Below are 14,705 nucleotides of genomic sequence, written 5' to 3' on the forward strand. Positions count from 1 at the left end.
ATGCGTTCCAATCGGGAGAGGGTTCAGCTTCGGGCTGCCCAGCGGGGCCGGGGCGCGGCGTCGGGGTGATCCCCACTCGGCCATTCGTGGGTGTGATCGTCGGTGATCCGTTCGCCGGTGTCGGGGTCGAACTGTTCCCACGGCACGGCACCGTCACCGAGTTCCGTGGCGAAGCCCCGGATCCACGTGAGTTCGGCGTGGACAGTGGCGCGAATGTATTCCAGGACAACGTAATAGCGGCGCGGGATGGCACGGCCGCGCGTCCAGTCGAGCAGCGCGTCCATGTCGGTACACGACTGACTCAGGTATTCCACGCGCTCATCGAGCAACGCGACGACCTGCTCCTGCGGCAGCGTGTGCGCCTCCGCCAACGCCACCCGGAAGATCGGATACTCCTGCACGGGCGTGCGCAGCAACTCCGCGATCCGCCCCCGCAACGCGGCACGCCCGGAATCGGTGATCCGATAGGTGGTCCGCTCGGGCCGATTCCCCGCCCGCCCGATCCCCTCGGCCGCCACCATCTCACCATCGGCCAGCCGCGCCACCACGTGATACAGCGACCCCGGCCGCACCTTGACCAGCAGATCCTCCCGCCGAGCGATCAGCAGTTGATACATCTCATACGGATGCATCGGCCGCTCATCCAGCAGCGCGAGCACCGCGATAGCCAACGGCGTCATCGCATTCCGCCCGAGCTCCCCCACCCTGCCACCTCCACCCACAACTATGTCCCACACCAAATATTCCAGTAGGAATATACGGAGCGGAACATAGCTTGGCAAGCGGATGCCCTGGGACCACGACACCGTTCAGGCGATGCGTGATTCCGAAATTCGGCGCTACAGGGCGTGGGCGTCCAACCAAGCCCGGGCCGCGTCGGCGGGGCGGGTGCCGGTTTCGATCTGGTTGATCGACTCGAGGAGGTCCTCGGTGGTCAGTTCGCCCGCTACGTAGTTGAGCTTTTTCAGCTGTTGGCGGTCGAAGATGCCGGTGCGGTAGAGGGCGAGGATGTTCTGGGCGCGGAGGGTGTAATCGGGGTCGGGGAGTGCGTCGCGGGGGCGTAGGTCGGTGCCGTCCGCGGCGTCGGTGATCGAAAGACCCTGTGGGAGTGCGGCATTGACCGCGGCGGCGACTTCGTCCGGTTTGCGGGCCGACGAGGACGGGTTCCAGCGGTCGAGGAGGGCGCCGTTGCGGGCGGGGAGCACGGCGATGCGGGCGGCGTCGAGATCGGCCAGGGGGGTGGTCAATCCGGTGACGACGGTGGAATCGGCGCCCGCGCGGTCCAGTGCTTGGGAATAGATCTCGGCGAGCAGAATCGATTCCGTCGATGAATCCGCACCCACCGCGACCACCGGACGTGGGTCGTCAGAGGCGCAGGAAACAATGGTGAACGCGCAGGTCGCGGCCAGGATCGCGGCGGCGGTTCGACGCACGGCGACCGAGTGCATCCGGCGACACCAACTTTCCGTATTTGCCGTCAACCCGCGCAATTCGGCCCGACGGCGGGCAGTATGAACTACCAGAATGTACCTGTGGCCCCCGGGTCGCATGCACAGCGCACTGCCCGCCTTTGCCGGAAGGACACCAGTGAAAACCGCCTTCGCCTCCTCATCACCAGGACAACGTCGACCGGCACGCCGCCTCGCGGTACGGGCGGGCCGAGTGCTGGCTGCCGCGGTGGCGCTGGCCGCCGCCATGATCGTCGCCGCCTGTGGCAACAGTGATCCGCTTGCCGCCAAGGGAGATTGCGCGAGCGACGCGTTGATCATCGGGTCGGCCAACTTCCCCGAGTCCGAGACCGTCGCCAACATCTACACCGAGGTGCTGCGGATCAACGGCTTCAAGGTGGACACCAAGTTCGACATCGGCTCACGCGAGGCCTACATTCCCGCGCTGCGCCAGTGCGCGATCTCGCTCATCCCGGAATACACCGGCAACCTGCTGCAATACCTCGACAAAGACGCCACCGCCACCGCCGCGCCCGAGGTGAACACCGCGCTCACCAAGGCGCTCGGCGAGGACCTGGCCATCGCGACGCCCGCCCCCGGCGAGGACTCCGACGCGGTGGTCGTCACCCGCGCGACGGCCGACAAGTGGGGCCTGAAGTCCATCGCGGATCTCGCACCGCACTCGGCCGAGGTGAAGTTCGGCGGGATGGCCGAGTTCGCGCAGCGCCCGGGTGGCCTGCCGGGCTTGAAGAAGACCTACGGCCTCGATATCAGCGAGGCCAACTTCGTGCCGATCGCCGACGGTGGCGGTCCGGCGACAGTGCGCGCGCTGGTCGACGGCCAGGTGAACGCGGCCGACATCTTCACCACCTCGCCGGCGATCGCGCAGAACGACCTGGTCGTACTCGCCGATCCGAAGCACAACTTCGCGGCGCAGAACGTAGTGCCGCTGTTCAACGCGGCTAAGAAGACCGACAAGGCCGTGGCCGTGCTCGACGCGGTATCGGCCAAACTCACCACCACCGAACTGATCTCGCTGAACACGGCCGTGTCGGGTGACAGCAAGATCGAACCGAAGGCCGCCGCGCTCGCTTGGATCACCGCGCAAGGGTTGAACTCCCCCATCGGCTAATCGGCAGGAGCCCCGTTGTCCGACATCATCTTTCGCGGCATCGACAAGACCTACCCGAACGGCACACACGCGGTGCGCGAGCTGAACCTGCACATCGACTCGGGCTCGTTCACGGTGTTCGTCGGACCGTCCGGCTGCGGCAAGACCACCTCGATGCGCATGATCAACCGGATGGTCGACCCCACCGCGGGCACCATCACCATCGACGGACGCGATATCGAGACCGTCGATCCGGTGAAATTGCGCCTCGGGATCGGCTACGTGATCCAGAGCGGCGGGCTGCTGCCCAACCGCAAGGTGATCGACAATGTGGCGACCGTGCCGATCCTGCTCGGACAATCGCGCAAGGCCGCCCGCGCCGCCGCGCTCGAGGTGATGGACCGGGTGGGGCTGGATCGCGGTCTGGCCGAGCGGTATCCGGCGCAACTCTCGGGTGGTCAGCAACAGCGGGTCGGGGTGGCGCGGGCGCTGGCCGCGGACCCGCCGGTGCTGTTGATGGATGAGCCGTTCAGCGCCGTCGACCCGGTGGTGCGGGCGGAGCTGCAGTCGGAGATGCAGCGGCTGCAGGCGGAGCTGAACAAGACGATCGTGTTCGTCACCCACGACATCGACGAGGCGATCACCCTCGGCGACAAGATCGCGGTGTTCGGGCGCGGCGGGGTGCTGCAGCAGTACGACACTCCCGAACACGTACTTGCCCAGCCCGCAACGGATTTCGTCGCGAGTTTCGTCGGCCGCGATCGCGGTTATCGAGGGCTGTCGTTCCGCAGCGCCGAAGCTCTTGCGCTGGCACCGATTCGGACGATCGAACCCGACGACATCGCCGGATTACGGCTCACCCAGGGTGAATGGGCACTCGTGGTCGACACGCTCGGCAAGCCGGGCGGCTGGATCGACGTCACCGGCGTGGAGCGAGTACGCGCCGGAAAACCGTTGGACTCCAGCGTCTCCGCCGGCGGTTCACTGTTCACCCCGGACGGCGACCTCCGTCAGGCGCTGGACGCGGCGATCTCCTCGCCCTCGGGTATCGGCGTCGCCGTCGACGAGGCGGGCGCGGTGCGCGGCGGACTGCTCGCCACCGACGTACTCACCCAACTCGCCCGACAGCGGGCAACCGAGGACACCGAACGCAATCAGGAGTTCTTCACCCAGGGCACATCGTGAGATATCTGATCGACAATTTCGCCGAGGTCATGGCGATCACCCGCACGCACCTGGTACTCGCGCTGGTCCCACTGCTGCTCGGTCTGGTGATCGCGGTTCCGATCGGCGCGCTGGCGCGCGGAAACCGGTGGGCCAGAAGGATCACCACCACGGTGTCGAGTGTGGCTTACACCATCCCCTCGCTCGCGCTGTTCGTGATCATCCCGCCGCTGATCGGTATCTCGATGATCGATCCACTCAATGTGATCATCGCGCTCACCGTCTATTCGACCGCGCTGCTGCTGATCGCGGTGCCGGTGGCACTAGATACGGTGCCCGCCGACGTGATCGATGCCGCCGACGCGATCGGATTCGGCCGGTTCCGCCGCACTGTCACGGTCGATATGCCGTTGGCGCTCCCGGTTTTCACCGCGTCATTGCGCGTTGTGGTGGTCACGAATATCGCGATGGTGTCGGTGGGCGCGCTGATCGGAGTCGGTGGGCTCGGCAAGCTGTTCACGCAGGGCTATCAGCGTGACTACCCCGACCAGATCATCGCGGGCATCATCGTCACCCTGGTACTCGCCTTGATCTTCGATCGGCTGGTGTTCCTGCTCGGCACCCTCGCCACCCCGTGGACCCGCGCCGATACGCGTGTGAAAGGGGCGCGGTCGTGAACCTTTTCCTCGAAGCCTGGAACTACCTGAGCGACAGCGCGAACTGGGGTGGGCCCACCGGCATCGACCATCGCCTGCTGCAACATCTTTGGTACAGCTTTCTGACGGTGGCGTTGTCGGCGATGATCGCGGTGCCGGTCGGGTTGATCATCGGGCACACGCGCCGCGGCAGTGCGGTGATGGTCGGCTTCGCCAATGCCATGCGGGCGCTGCCGACATTGGGTCTGCTCACGTTTCTGGTGCTCGGACTCGGGCTCGGGCTGATCCCGCCGCTGCTGGCGCTGATCACCGTCGGCATTCCGCCACTGCTGGCGGGGGCGTACGCGGGGATCGCGAATGTGCCCGCCGATGTGGTCGACGCGTCGCGGGCGATGGGGATGACGGAGCGCCAGATCCTGTTCCGGGTCGAGGTGCCCAACGCGATGCCGGTACTGCTCGGCGGATTGCGCAGCGCCACTTTGCAAGTCGTGGCGACGGCGACCATCGCGGCCTACGTCAACCTCGGTGGGCTCGGCCGCTACATCTTCGACGGTCTCGGGCTCTACCGTTACGACCTGGTGCTGGTCGGCGCGCTGTTGGTGGCGATCCTGGCGCTCGTGCTCGACGGGATACTCGCGGTGGCGGTGTGGGCGAGCTCGCCGGGGATGGGACGACTCACACGCACCACGATCATCGAGCCGCCGATGCCGGTGGTCACCGAACCGCCGAAGCCGGCTGTCGGCTAGCTCCAGGACAACGCGAAAACGCCCCGCTCCACCAGGGAACGAGGCGCTCTCGGTTGAACGCTTGTGTCAGGCGACACCCTCGGCGCGCGCGGCCTCCGCGACGGCCTCGGCCACGGCCGGGGCGACACGCGGGTCGAGCGGGCTCGGGATGATCTTGTCGACGGCGAGCTCATCGGCAACCACACCGAAGATCGCGTTCGCGGCGGCGACCTTCATGCCCTCGGTGATGCGGCGCGCACCGGCATCCAGCGCACCCTTGAACACGCCGGGGAAGGCGAGCACATTGTTGATCTGGTTCGGGAAGTCGCTGCGGCCCGTCGCCACGATCGCCACGTACTTGGCGGCCACGTCGGGGTGGATCTCCGGGTCCGGGTTGGACATGGCGAACACGATCGCCTCCGGCGCCATCGAGGCGATGAGCTCTTCGGGGATGGTGCCCGCGGACAGACCGAGGAACACATCGGCACCGGCCAGCGCGTCGGCCGGACCACCGGTGAGGCCACGCGGATTGGAGCGGGCGGCCAGGTCGGCCTTCACACCGTTGAGGCCCGCACGGCCTGCGCTGACGATGCCCTTGGAGTCGAGCACGACCACGTCGGGGACACCGGCGGCGAGCAGGATGTTCGCGCAGGCGACACCGGCCGCACCGGCGCCGGAGACGACGACCTTGAGCGCCGACATGTCACGGTTCTGCACCGCGGCCGCGCCCTTGAGGGCGGCCAGCACCACGATGGCGGTGCCGTGCTGGTCGTCGTGCATGACCGGGCAGTCCAGTGCCTCGATGACCCGGCGCTCGATCTCGAAGCAACGGGGGGCGGAGATGTCTTCCAGGTTCACCGCGCCGAAGCTCGGACGCAGGTGGATCAGCGTCTGGACGATCTCGTCGGGGTCGGTGGTGTCGAGCACCAGCGGGATCGAGTTCAGGCCGGCGAACTTCTTGAACAGCGCGGCCTTGCCCTCCATCACCGGCAGCGAGGCGCGCGGGCCGATGTCGCCGAGGCCGAGCACGGCGGTGCCGTCGCTGACCACGACCACGAGGCGGTCGGTCCAGGTGTAGCGCTTGGTGAGCGCGGGGTCCTCGGCGATCGCACGGCTGACCTGGGCGACACCGGGGGTGTAGGCGATGGACAGATCGCGCTGGGTCTCGAGCGGCGCGGCGAGCTCGACCGACAGCTTTCCACCGAGGTGACCCGCGAAGATCTCCTCCTGGGTGATCGCAGCGAGGCTCGCTGCGTCATCGGCCTTGGGCGCCGCGGTGGCATTCGGTGCGTCAGTCACAGGTGACACGATTTCACTCCTGCTCGAGTCGGGCTCAACCGGGGGACGGTTACCGCCGGGTATATCGAAACAATGATTTTCAGAACGCTCATCGGGTGCGCGACCGCACGCGTTTCGCGGTGGCTACCGGTACGCGGGGCGCGGCACTGATCCGCCGAGCGGAACCGGACGGGTGTGTCCGGGCGAGCAGAACGGGTCGACCTCCGCTGCGACGGTGCGTCGCATGGAGAAGGTCTCCAATGTCCCCGAACCCGGCGGTGGCAAGGGTAGGGAATCCGCAACATTCTGCCAGTACGGTGCGCCTATTACCAAACCGCGTCATGTGTCGAGGGTAGCGGTGTCGAATTGCCGTGGCGTAAGCGAAAACTCGCAGCGCAGCGGGAACATCCGGTGAACTCTCACACCGTGGCGGGGGTGGCCGCGGTGAGCTCGCCGCCGAGCGGGTCCGGCCGGTCCTCGCGGCGCACCCACACATCGTCGAGCCCACCGCAGCGCAGGCGCACCAGCCAGTCGGAGTGTGCGTCGGGATGATCGATGCGACGGTGGATGCCTCGGCTCTCGGTGCGCACGAGCGCGCTGTATCCCGCCCATCGGGCGACGGCGAGCAGGGCAGCGGCTTGGCGAGCCCGCAGCTGCCCGACGCCGAGGCCGCCGAGGTCGAATTGGGCGCCGGGCCACATCGCGTCCAGTTCGGCGATGCTGTCGGCGAGGCTGCCCGCGCTGCGCCGGTAACTGCGGCGCAACGGCAGCGTGTGCTCCTGCACCAGGCCGACCACCGAACGCGGATCGATGTGGGCGTGCGGGCCGAGGCCTGCGCCGGGCACGGGTCGCGCGCTGCTGGCCCGCTCGGTGGCGACCGCGAACGCGGCGGCACCCTGACCGGCCCAGGTGCCCGAGGCCAGTGCCCACGCACCGTTGAGGCCACCGGCGGCGCCCGCCGCACCGGTGACCACCTGCCTACCGGTCACATCGCCCGCGGCGAACAGGCCCCGGATCGTCGTCGAGCAGTCCGCACCCGCCAGCGCCAGCCCACCCGCGCCGCGGATGGTTCCCTCCAGCACCGCCCGCACGGGAACCCGCCCCGTGGCGTCGACGGCGCCGTGCCTGCTCAACCAGTGTCGGACGGTGTCGGGCACCTCGTGCAGGGCCGCGAAGACCTGTCGACCGTCCGCGATGGCGGTGAGCGCCGCCGGATGCCGGTCGGGCAGCTCCGTGCCCGCTTCGTCGTAGAGAGCCGCGAAATGCACCGACAGACCCGGCGCGACCGCCGGATGCGGGTGCACTCGCGACAGCACCGGCGCCAAGCCGTAGGCGCTGGAGAATTCCATCCCGCACAGTTCGGCACCGGCCTCGGCCGCCATCAGCAGACCCTCGCCGGTGCTCACCTCGGTTCCCGCACCGCCGGACAGGAACGCGCAGCCACCGGTGGCGACCACGACCGCGCCGGCCCGAACGGCCCACGGGCGAAACTTGTTGTGACGCTGCACCCCCGCGACCCCGACCACGGTGCCCGCCGGATCGACGAGCAGTTGCAGCGCCGGATGATGATCGAGGATCCGCACGCCCGCCTCGAGCGCACCGCGGCGCAGCCTGCGCAGATAGCTCGCGCCGTCGAAGTGGACGTGCGCCGGGTCGCCGTTCGGATCGGGCACGCGGTGGCGGGTGCCCGACCAGGTCTGCAATCGCCGGTGGGACTCGTCGACGACGCGGTGCAGCCAAGCCCGATCACCGAGACCGCCGCCTGCGGCGAACGTCTTGTCGACCGCCTCGGCGCGGCCGGGACCGGGCGGAATATCCCAGAGCACGGTGGTGCCGTAGACAGTAGGACCACTGGAACCACAGCGGCTCTTGTCGACCAGCACCACTCGCGCACCCGTCGCCGCGGCCGAAACGGCGGCCCACAGCCCCGCGGGTCCACCGCCGAGGATCACAACGTCCGTTTCGATGCTGGTCACAAAAGAAATGTTCGGGCACAGTTCACCCGTCCGCAACCATTACGAGGCCGTCAACCCCACCATTGTGTCCAAAGCAATACACCAGCCGTGACCAAGACCGCCACGGACCCGAACACGGTGGACATCCCACGGCGCCGGTCGGCGAAGACCTGCGCGACGACCACCACCACCGCGGCCACGACATGCCAACTCAGCGACTCGGCACCCGGCCCAGGAAAGTCGCGGCGCGAGCCGATCACGGCGGCGCCGACGACCACGCACAGCAGCGCGAGCACCCCGCCCGCGACCACGCCGCTGACCGCGCGCACCAGCGTCACGGCGCGATCACCGGCGTCCCGCTCGCCTTGTCGATGAGCGCTTCGTACTGGTCGAGATCGGTCCCACACGCGCCGATCTCGATGGTCTTGTTGCTGCCGTGATAGTCCGACGAGCCGGTGCGGACCAGGCCCAGTTCCCGCGCGAGTCCGGTCAGCACAAGGCGATCGGCTTCGCTGTGATCGGGGTGGTCGATCTCGAGACCGCCGAGGCCGAGCCCGGCCAACTCCCTGATCTCGTCGAGTGCCAGCAGTCTGCCGCGCTTGCGCGCGCGGGCGTGCGCGATCACGCTGACGCCGCCCGCGGCCGCGATCAACTGCACAGCCCTGGTCAAGGGGGTGTCGGCCTTCTCCGCGTAGTACGGCCCGTGCGGGGCGAGTAGATCGATGAACGCGTCGTTCACACTCTCGACCACCCCGGCCGCGACCAGCGCCTGGGCCAGATGCGGTCTGCCCACCGCCGGACCCGCGCTCGCCATCACCGCGACGGGATCGATCGGCAGTCCGTCGGCCGCCATCTTCTCGGCCATCGCGCGCACCCTGCCCACCCGCTCACCGCGCAACCGCTCACGCTCGTCGGCGAAACCGCGGTCGGCGGGGTCGAACAGATACGCCAGCAGATGCACCGGCACCGGCTGGCCGTCCTCCCCCATGCCCGTGCACGACATCTCCATGCCGCGCACCAGCGTGAGCCCCGGCGGGCGCGCCGCCTCGGCCTCGGCCCAGCCGCCGGTGGTGTCGTGGTCGGTGATCGCGACGACGTCGAGACCGGCCGCCGCGGCATGCCGCACCAGTTCGGCGGGACTGTCGGTGCCGTCGGAGGCGGTGGAATGGGTATGCAGGTCGATGCGCACACCCTCAGTCATACAGTGCGGTCTCGGGTCCCGCGCGTTCCCGGTCGGTGCCCGTAGGATCCGCGAGGTGTCCTCCTTTCCGCCGATGCCGTCGTTTCACGGTCCCCATCGCGCGGCGAAAACGCCGAGACCGCAAGTCCCCGTGCCGACGGCGCGAGCGATCGTCGACTGCGGGGTCTATGTCGACGGCAAGCGTCGACCAGGGCATTTCACCCCGCAAGAGGCTCTGACTGCGGTGGCTGACACCGATTCGGGATTCGTCTGGATCGGCCTGCACGACCCGGACGAGCGACAGATGAACGACATCGCCTCGACCTTCGACCTGCACCCGCTGGCGGTGGAGGACGCGGTGCTCGGCCGTCAGCGACCCAAACTCGAACGCTACGGTGACACCCTGTTCCTGGTGATGAGCACGGTCTCCTACGTCGACCACGCCATCGACTCGACGAGCGAGATCGTGGAGACCGGCGACATCATGGTCTTCACCGGACCACGCTTCGCCGTCACCGTGCGGCACGGCCAGCACACCCACCTGTCCAACGTGCGCCACGAGCTCGAAAAGCAGCCCGAACAGCTGAAATACGGACCGACCGCGGTGCTGCACGCCGTGGCCGACCACATCGTGGACACCTACGTCGATGTCACCGAATCCGTCGGCGGCGATATCGACGAGATGGAAGAGGCGGTGTTCACGCCCGCATCGAAGATCGGCATCGGGTCGATCTACCAGCTCAAACGCGAAGTGGTGGAACTGCGAAGGGCGGTGGCGCCGTTGGCGGTTCCGCTGGAGCGGCTGGTGAACAACACCGACCTGCCGGTGCCGACCGAGATCCGCCGCTACCTGCGCGACGTGGCCGACCACCAGGTCAGCGTCGCCGATCAGATCAGCTATTTCGACGAAGCGCTCAGCGGTCTGGTCAATGCCGCGCTGGCCAAGATCAGCGTTCAGCAGAACACCGACATGCGCAAGATCTCGGCCTATGCCGCGATGGCGGCGGTGCCGACGATGATCGCGGGCGTCTACGGCATGAACTTCGACCACATGTGGGAGCTGCACCAGGTGTGGGCCTATCCCGTGGTGTTGCTGGTCATGGCCGGGCTCTGCGCGCTGCTGTTCCGCAGTTTCCGCCGCAACGGGTGGCTCTAGAGCGTCACCGCGCCGCGCTCGGGATCGCGCACGTCGATGCCGGCCTCGGCCCAGGCGTCGCGCAGCGCTTGGGCACCACGCACGCGCACCCAGGCGGCCTCGGTCGCGGTCACCGGGGTGACACTGAGGTAGCGCACCGGATCGGCGGGCTCGGGCAGACCGATCGCGGGGATGTCGCTCTCGCCGAGTACGACCGCGGTGAACTTCGCGTTGCGCCACAACGGTTCGCCGAGGTCGAGCAGCGCGTCCGCTTGCAGCACAACACCTTCCACCGACGGTGAGGCGACCAGGATGCCGAGGGATTTCGCCACCCCGACCTGCGGATCGGCGCTCATCAACAGCGTCAGGACCAGTTCCGCGCGCGGACCGCGCACCGGATCGGCCAGCAGATCGGACGGGTCGCCCATCGGATGGCGTGAACCACCCAGCGTCGCGTAGTGGACCGCGCCGTCGCCGGGAATGCGCAGGATCTCGACGGGTTCCAGCCCGAGGAAGGTCACCGAGGCCGAATCGACCTGCGCGCGTTCGACGTCGAAGTGGTCAAGCACCGCGGCGCGGACCGTGTTCTCCACATCCATTGCGCTACAGGGCCAATCGGGCCAGCATGTCGCGGGCCTGTTCGGCGGACTTCGGATCACACAGCACGTCGTAGCGGCCCGCCACCAACTGCATGGTCGAGGCGAAATCGCGCTGACCCTTGGTGGCCGCGTACGGAATCGAGGTGGTGATCACACCGAAGACGATGCCGCCCAGCAGACCGACGACGAGCGGTCCGAGCGCACCGCCGGTGGTCGTGAACAGGCTCAGCAGCAGACCGAGGAACAGGCCGAGCCAGGCACCCGACACCACGCCGCCGCCGATGACCTTGCCCCACGTGAGCCGGTAGAGCACCCGCTCCACCTGCATCAGATCGACGCCGACGATGGTCACGTCCTGCACCGGGAACTGCCCGTCGGCCAGGTAGTCGACCGCGCGCTGCGCCTCGGCGTAGGTCGGGTACGAGCCGACCGGCCAGCCCGACGGCGGCGTCGGCAACGCCTGCCGCCCGCGATTCGAGTTGCCCAAGGGATTCGTCATAGTCCTATTCTGCTGTTTCCGGACCGGCTGTGCCGGAATGAAACGCCTCGACCCCCGCTGCCGGCGATCAAGCGGCTGTTCTCGTCATTCCCGCGGCCCGCCCCTTGTCGGCGATAACTTGCGCCATTTTGGCGCTTGCCTCGTCGATCATCTCATCCCCCAACATGACAGCACCACGAGCGCCACCTGCCTCGGAGGTGTGGAAGGCGTAGGTCTCCAAGATCAACTCGGCGCGGTCGTAGTCGGCCTGGCGTGGGCTGAAGATCTCGTTGCACGCGTCGACCTGGCCGGGGTGCAGCACCCACTTGCCGTCGAAACCCAGTGCGGCCGTACGGCCCGCGGCCCGGCGGAACCCGTCGACATCACGAATCTGCAGGTAGGGGCCATCGATCGCCTGCAGGCCGTGCGCGCGGGCGGCGAGCAGGATCGTCATCAGGATGTGGTGGTAGGCATCGCCCACGTCGTAGCCTTCCGGCTGCTCGCCGACCACCAGCGTGCGCATATTGATACTGGCCATGAAATCGGCGGGCCCGAACACCAGTGCCTGCACCCGCGGGCTCGCGGTGGCGATCGCGTCGATATTGCGCAGGCCCAGGGCATTCTCGAGCTGCGGTTCGATGCCGATCCGCCCGACCTCGAGGCCACTGGCCTTCTCCAGCTGGGTCAGCAGCAAGTCGAGGGCTCGCACCTGCCCCGCGTCGGTGACCTTGGGCAGCAGGATCGCGTCGATCCAACGGCCCGCACCCTCGACCACGCTGATCACGTCGGCGTAGGTCCACTCGGTCGACCAGTCGTTGACCCGCACCACCCGCAACTGCGCACCCCAGCCGGGTTCGTTCAGCGCGGCGACGATGTTCGCCCGCGCCGCGGCCTTGGCGCCGCGAGCGACCGCGTCCTCCAGATCGAGGAACACCTCGTCAACCGGCATCGTCTTGGCTTTGGCGATCATCTTCGGGTTGCTGCCCGGCACAGCGAGCACCGAACGACGTGGCTTCATGCGGAGCGCCTCCTGACTCGGTCGACAGTGCCGACCGATAGCCTGATGGTCATGGCAACCACCAGGGTGTATGTCGCCCGGCTCGCCGGCCTGACGGTGCTGGGTCCGGACGGGGAGTCTATCGGCCGGGTCCGCGATGTGGTCGTCGCCGTCCGGCACGGGCGCCAGCCGCCACGCGTGCACGGGCTCGTCGTCGAATTGCTTACCCGGCGACGGATTTTCGTGCCGATGCTGCGGGTCACCGCGATCGAACCGGGCATGGTCACGCTCAATACCGGAACCGTGAGCCTGCGCCGCTTCGCCCAGCGCGCGGGCGAACGCCTGGCCATGGCACAGATCCTCGATTCGCCGGTGCGGGTGAACGACCCGGATCTGCCGGATCTGGCCGACGTCGACGTACTCGTCAACGATCTCGGGATCGAGCAGACCAGGACCAGGGATTGGATCGTCAGCCGGGTCGCGGTGCGCGGGCATCGGCGGATCGGGCGCAGGCGCTCGGTGCACGTCGTCGAATGGTCACAGGTCGACGGGCTCACCCCCGCCGACGTGGACCGGCCCGGCCAGGACGTGACCACCCTGCTCGCCCAGTTCGAAGGGCTGCGCGCGGCCGATGTCGCGCACCGGTTGCGGGAACTGCCGGAGAAGCGCCGCCTCGAGGTCGCGATCGCGCTCGACGACGAACGCCTCGCCGACGTGGTCCAGGAATTGCCCGACGACGACCAGATCGACCTGCTCGGCCATCTCGAAGTGCGCCGCGCCGCCGACGTGCTGGAGGCGATGGATCCCGACGACGCCGCCGACCTGCTCGGCGAGCTGCCCGCGAGCGAAGCCGAATCACTGCTGGCTCTGATGGATCCCGAGGAATCCGAGCCGGTGCGCAGGTTGCTCGCACACTCCCCCGATACCGCGGGCGGTCTGATGACGCCGAAACCGATCGTGCTCGGTCCCGCGACGACCGTCGCCGAGGCACTGGCCCGGGTTCGCGACCCCGACCTCACGCCCGCGCTGGCCTCGATGGCCTTCGTCGTCCGCCCGCCCACCGCCACCCCGACCGGTCGCTACCTGGGCTGTGTGCACATTCAGCAGTTGTTGCGGGAACCACCGGCGCATCTGGTGGGTGGGATCGTCGACAGTGATCTGGCGCCGCTGACACCTGACCTGCCGCTCTCGGCGGTGACCCGCTATTTCGCCACCTACAACCTGGTGTGCGGGCCGGTGGTGGACGCGGAGAATCATCTGCTCGGCGCGGTGACCGTCGACGACGTCCTCGATCATCTGCTGCCCGAGGACTGGCGCGAGGAAGAACCACCGGCACTCGGGCAGATCGTGTCGAGTCTGTCGAACGGGAGTCCTGCGTGAGTGAGAAGAACCCGCCGAGGCAGCGGCTGGAGACCCCGGTCGGGTCACGTTTTCGCTTCGATTGGGACTCCGACGCTTTCGCGCGGACCAGCGAGCGGGTCGCGCGGTTCCTCGGCACCGGACGGTATCTGGCGATCCAGACCGTGCTGGTCATCGTCTGGGTGCTGCTCAATGTGTTCGCGGTGACGCTGCGCTGGGACCCGTACCCGTTCATCCTGCTCAACCTGGCCTTCTCCACCCAGGCCGCCTACGCGGCACCGCTGATCCTGCTGGCGCAGAACCGCCAGGACAACAGGGACAAGGTCTCCCTCGAAGAAGACCGGACCAGGGCCGCGCAGACCAAGGCCGATACCGAGTTCCTCGCCCGCGAACTCGCCTCACTGCGCCTCGCGGTCGGCGAGGTCGCCACCCGCGACTATCTGCGCCGCGAACTGGAGGAGATCAAGGACGTGCTCGACCGCATCGACGACGTCACCACGCCCGACGGCGCGCCGAAGACGGACAAAAAGCGAAAAGCGGTCCGCAAGAAAACGTCCGGTCAAACGCCCTCTTCCGCCCCGATTTCGCCTGGTGCTCCAGATGTATGACCGGAAATGCTC

16 protein-coding genes are annotated in these 14,705 nt (G+C 68.0%); 7 read left to right on the forward strand and 9 right to left on the reverse strand.

Annotated elements, in window-relative coordinates; all coding sequences use genetic code 11:
* Positions 1-23: 23 nt before the first annotated feature.
* Both ACLJPD_RS04665 and ACLJPD_RS04670 read right to left on the reverse strand, forming a co-directional pair.
* Entirely contained in the window at positions 24-680 is a 657-nt protein-coding gene (locus ACLJPD_RS04665; RefSeq protein ID WP_410870473.1) for a PadR family transcriptional regulator, read from the reverse strand.
* Between the two features lie 159 nt (positions 681-839).
* On the reverse strand, positions 840-1,448 hold the full coding sequence (locus ACLJPD_RS04670) for a hypothetical protein (RefSeq protein WP_410870474.1): 609 nt from the start codon (positions 1,446-1,448) through the stop codon (positions 840-842).
* Positions 1,449-1,695: 247 nt separating this feature from the next.
* On the opposite strand from ACLJPD_RS04670, the gene ACLJPD_RS04675 reads away from it, so the two are divergent.
* The 4 genes from ACLJPD_RS04675 to ACLJPD_RS04690 are packed head-to-tail and all read left to right on the forward strand — an operon-like array spanning position 1,696 to position 5,125.
* On the forward strand, positions 1,696-2,580 hold the full coding sequence (locus tag ACLJPD_RS04675; RefSeq protein ID WP_410871927.1) for an ABC transporter substrate-binding protein: 885 nt from the start codon (positions 1,696-1,698) through the stop codon (positions 2,578-2,580).
* A gap of 15 nt (positions 2,581-2,595) precedes the next feature.
* Positions 2,596-3,744, forward strand: coding sequence for an ABC transporter ATP-binding protein (locus tag ACLJPD_RS04680; protein WP_410870475.1), 1,149 nt, complete (start codon positions 2,596-2,598; stop codon positions 3,742-3,744).
* Positions 3,741-4,400: an ABC transporter permease gene (locus ACLJPD_RS04685; protein WP_410870476.1), complete on the forward strand. Its 660-nt coding sequence runs from the start codon at positions 3,741-3,743 to the stop codon at positions 4,398-4,400. The genes ACLJPD_RS04680 and ACLJPD_RS04685 overlap by 4 nt, the downstream gene beginning before the upstream one ends.
* Positions 4,397-5,125, forward strand: a complete 729-nt coding sequence (locus ACLJPD_RS04690) for an ABC transporter permease (protein WP_410870477.1) — start codon at positions 4,397-4,399, stop codon at positions 5,123-5,125. The genes ACLJPD_RS04685 and ACLJPD_RS04690 overlap by 4 nt, the downstream gene beginning before the upstream one ends.
* Before the next feature lie 66 nt (positions 5,126-5,191).
* On the opposite strand, the gene ACLJPD_RS04695 is transcribed toward ACLJPD_RS04690, so the two are convergent.
* The 4 genes from ACLJPD_RS04695 to ACLJPD_RS04710 form a co-directional block, all read right to left on the reverse strand.
* Positions 5,192-6,412 (reverse strand): NADP-dependent malic enzyme, encoded by a 1,221-nt coding sequence (locus tag ACLJPD_RS04695; protein ID WP_410870478.1) that lies wholly within the window; start codon positions 6,410-6,412, stop codon positions 5,192-5,194.
* A 389-nt stretch (positions 6,413-6,801) separates the two neighbouring features.
* Positions 6,802-8,358, reverse strand: coding sequence for an FAD-binding protein (locus ACLJPD_RS04700; RefSeq protein WP_410870479.1), 1,557 nt, complete (start codon positions 8,356-8,358; stop codon positions 6,802-6,804).
* Positions 8,359-8,408: 50 nt separating this feature from the next.
* Complete coding sequence (locus ACLJPD_RS04705; RefSeq protein ID WP_410870480.1) at positions 8,409-8,675, reverse strand: hypothetical protein; 267 nt, start codon at positions 8,673-8,675, stop codon at positions 8,409-8,411.
* Positions 8,672-9,526: a PHP domain-containing protein gene (locus ACLJPD_RS04710; protein WP_410871928.1), complete on the reverse strand. Its 855-nt coding sequence runs from the start codon at positions 9,524-9,526 to the stop codon at positions 8,672-8,674. The genes ACLJPD_RS04705 and ACLJPD_RS04710 overlap by 4 nt, the downstream gene beginning before the upstream one ends.
* Before the next feature lie 67 nt (positions 9,527-9,593).
* On the opposite strand from ACLJPD_RS04710, the gene ACLJPD_RS04715 reads away from it, so the two are divergent.
* Complete coding sequence (locus ACLJPD_RS04715) at positions 9,594-10,673, forward strand: magnesium and cobalt transport protein CorA (protein WP_410870481.1); 1,080 nt, start codon at positions 9,594-9,596, stop codon at positions 10,671-10,673.
* Here ACLJPD_RS04715 and ACLJPD_RS04720 read toward each other — a convergent pair.
* The 3 genes from ACLJPD_RS04720 to ACLJPD_RS04730 all read right to left on the reverse strand — a co-directional run bounded on the left by ACLJPD_RS04720 (position 10,670) and on the right by ACLJPD_RS04730 (position 12,747).
* Positions 10,670-11,251, reverse strand: a complete 582-nt coding sequence (locus tag ACLJPD_RS04720; protein WP_410870482.1) for a suppressor of fused domain protein — start codon at positions 11,249-11,251, stop codon at positions 10,670-10,672. The genes ACLJPD_RS04715 and ACLJPD_RS04720 overlap by 4 nt on opposite strands.
* A 4-nt stretch (positions 11,252-11,255) precedes the next feature.
* A complete protein-coding gene (locus ACLJPD_RS04725; protein WP_056813349.1) occupies positions 11,256-11,750 on the reverse strand; it encodes a general stress protein in 495 nt (164 codons plus the stop codon).
* Positions 11,751-11,817: 67 nt separating this feature from the next.
* Positions 11,818-12,747 (reverse strand): HpcH/HpaI aldolase/citrate lyase family protein, encoded by a 930-nt coding sequence (locus ACLJPD_RS04730; RefSeq protein ID WP_410870483.1) that lies wholly within the window; start codon positions 12,745-12,747, stop codon positions 11,818-11,820.
* Between the two features lie 51 nt (positions 12,748-12,798).
* Between ACLJPD_RS04730 and ACLJPD_RS04735 the strand changes: the two genes are divergently transcribed.
* Together ACLJPD_RS04735 and ACLJPD_RS04740 are read left to right on the forward strand one after the other, a co-directional pair.
* Positions 12,799-14,106 (forward strand): magnesium transporter MgtE N-terminal domain-containing protein, encoded by a 1,308-nt coding sequence (locus ACLJPD_RS04735; protein WP_410870484.1) that lies wholly within the window; start codon positions 12,799-12,801, stop codon positions 14,104-14,106.
* Complete coding sequence (locus tag ACLJPD_RS04740) at positions 14,103-14,693, forward strand: DUF1003 domain-containing protein (RefSeq protein ID WP_410870485.1); 591 nt, start codon at positions 14,103-14,105, stop codon at positions 14,691-14,693. The genes ACLJPD_RS04735 and ACLJPD_RS04740 overlap by 4 nt, the downstream gene beginning before the upstream one ends.
* Positions 14,694-14,705 lie beyond the last annotated feature (12 nt).

It is taken from the genome of Nocardia sp. A7 (assembly GCF_046549215.1).
GTDB lineage: Bacteria > Actinomycetota > Actinomycetes > Mycobacteriales > Mycobacteriaceae > Nocardia.

Coding starts and splice junctions, on each gene's coding strand:
- ACLJPD_RS04720 (WP_410870482.1), bottom strand. CDS start 11,251: ATGGATGTGGAGAACACGGTCCGCGCCGCGGTGCTTGACCACTTCGAC.
- ACLJPD_RS04725 (WP_056813349.1), bottom strand. CDS start 11,750: ATGACGAATCCCTTGGGCAACTCGAATCGCGGGCGGCAGGCGTTGCCG.
- ACLJPD_RS04670 (WP_410870474.1), bottom strand. CDS start 1,448: ATGCACTCGGTCGCCGTGCGTCGAACCGCCGCCGCGATCCTGGCCGCG.
- ACLJPD_RS04665 (WP_410870473.1), bottom strand. CDS start 680: ATGACGCCGTTGGCTATCGCGGTGCTCGCGCTGCTGGATGAGCGGCCG.
- ACLJPD_RS04735 (WP_410870484.1), top strand. CDS start 12,799: ATGGCAACCACCAGGGTGTATGTCGCCCGGCTCGCCGGCCTGACGGTG.
- ACLJPD_RS04675 (WP_410871927.1), top strand. CDS start 1,696: ATGATCGTCGCCGCCTGTGGCAACAGTGATCCGCTTGCCGCCAAGGGA.
- ACLJPD_RS04730 (WP_410870483.1), bottom strand. CDS start 12,747: ATGAAGCCACGTCGTTCGGTGCTCGCTGTGCCGGGCAGCAACCCGAAG.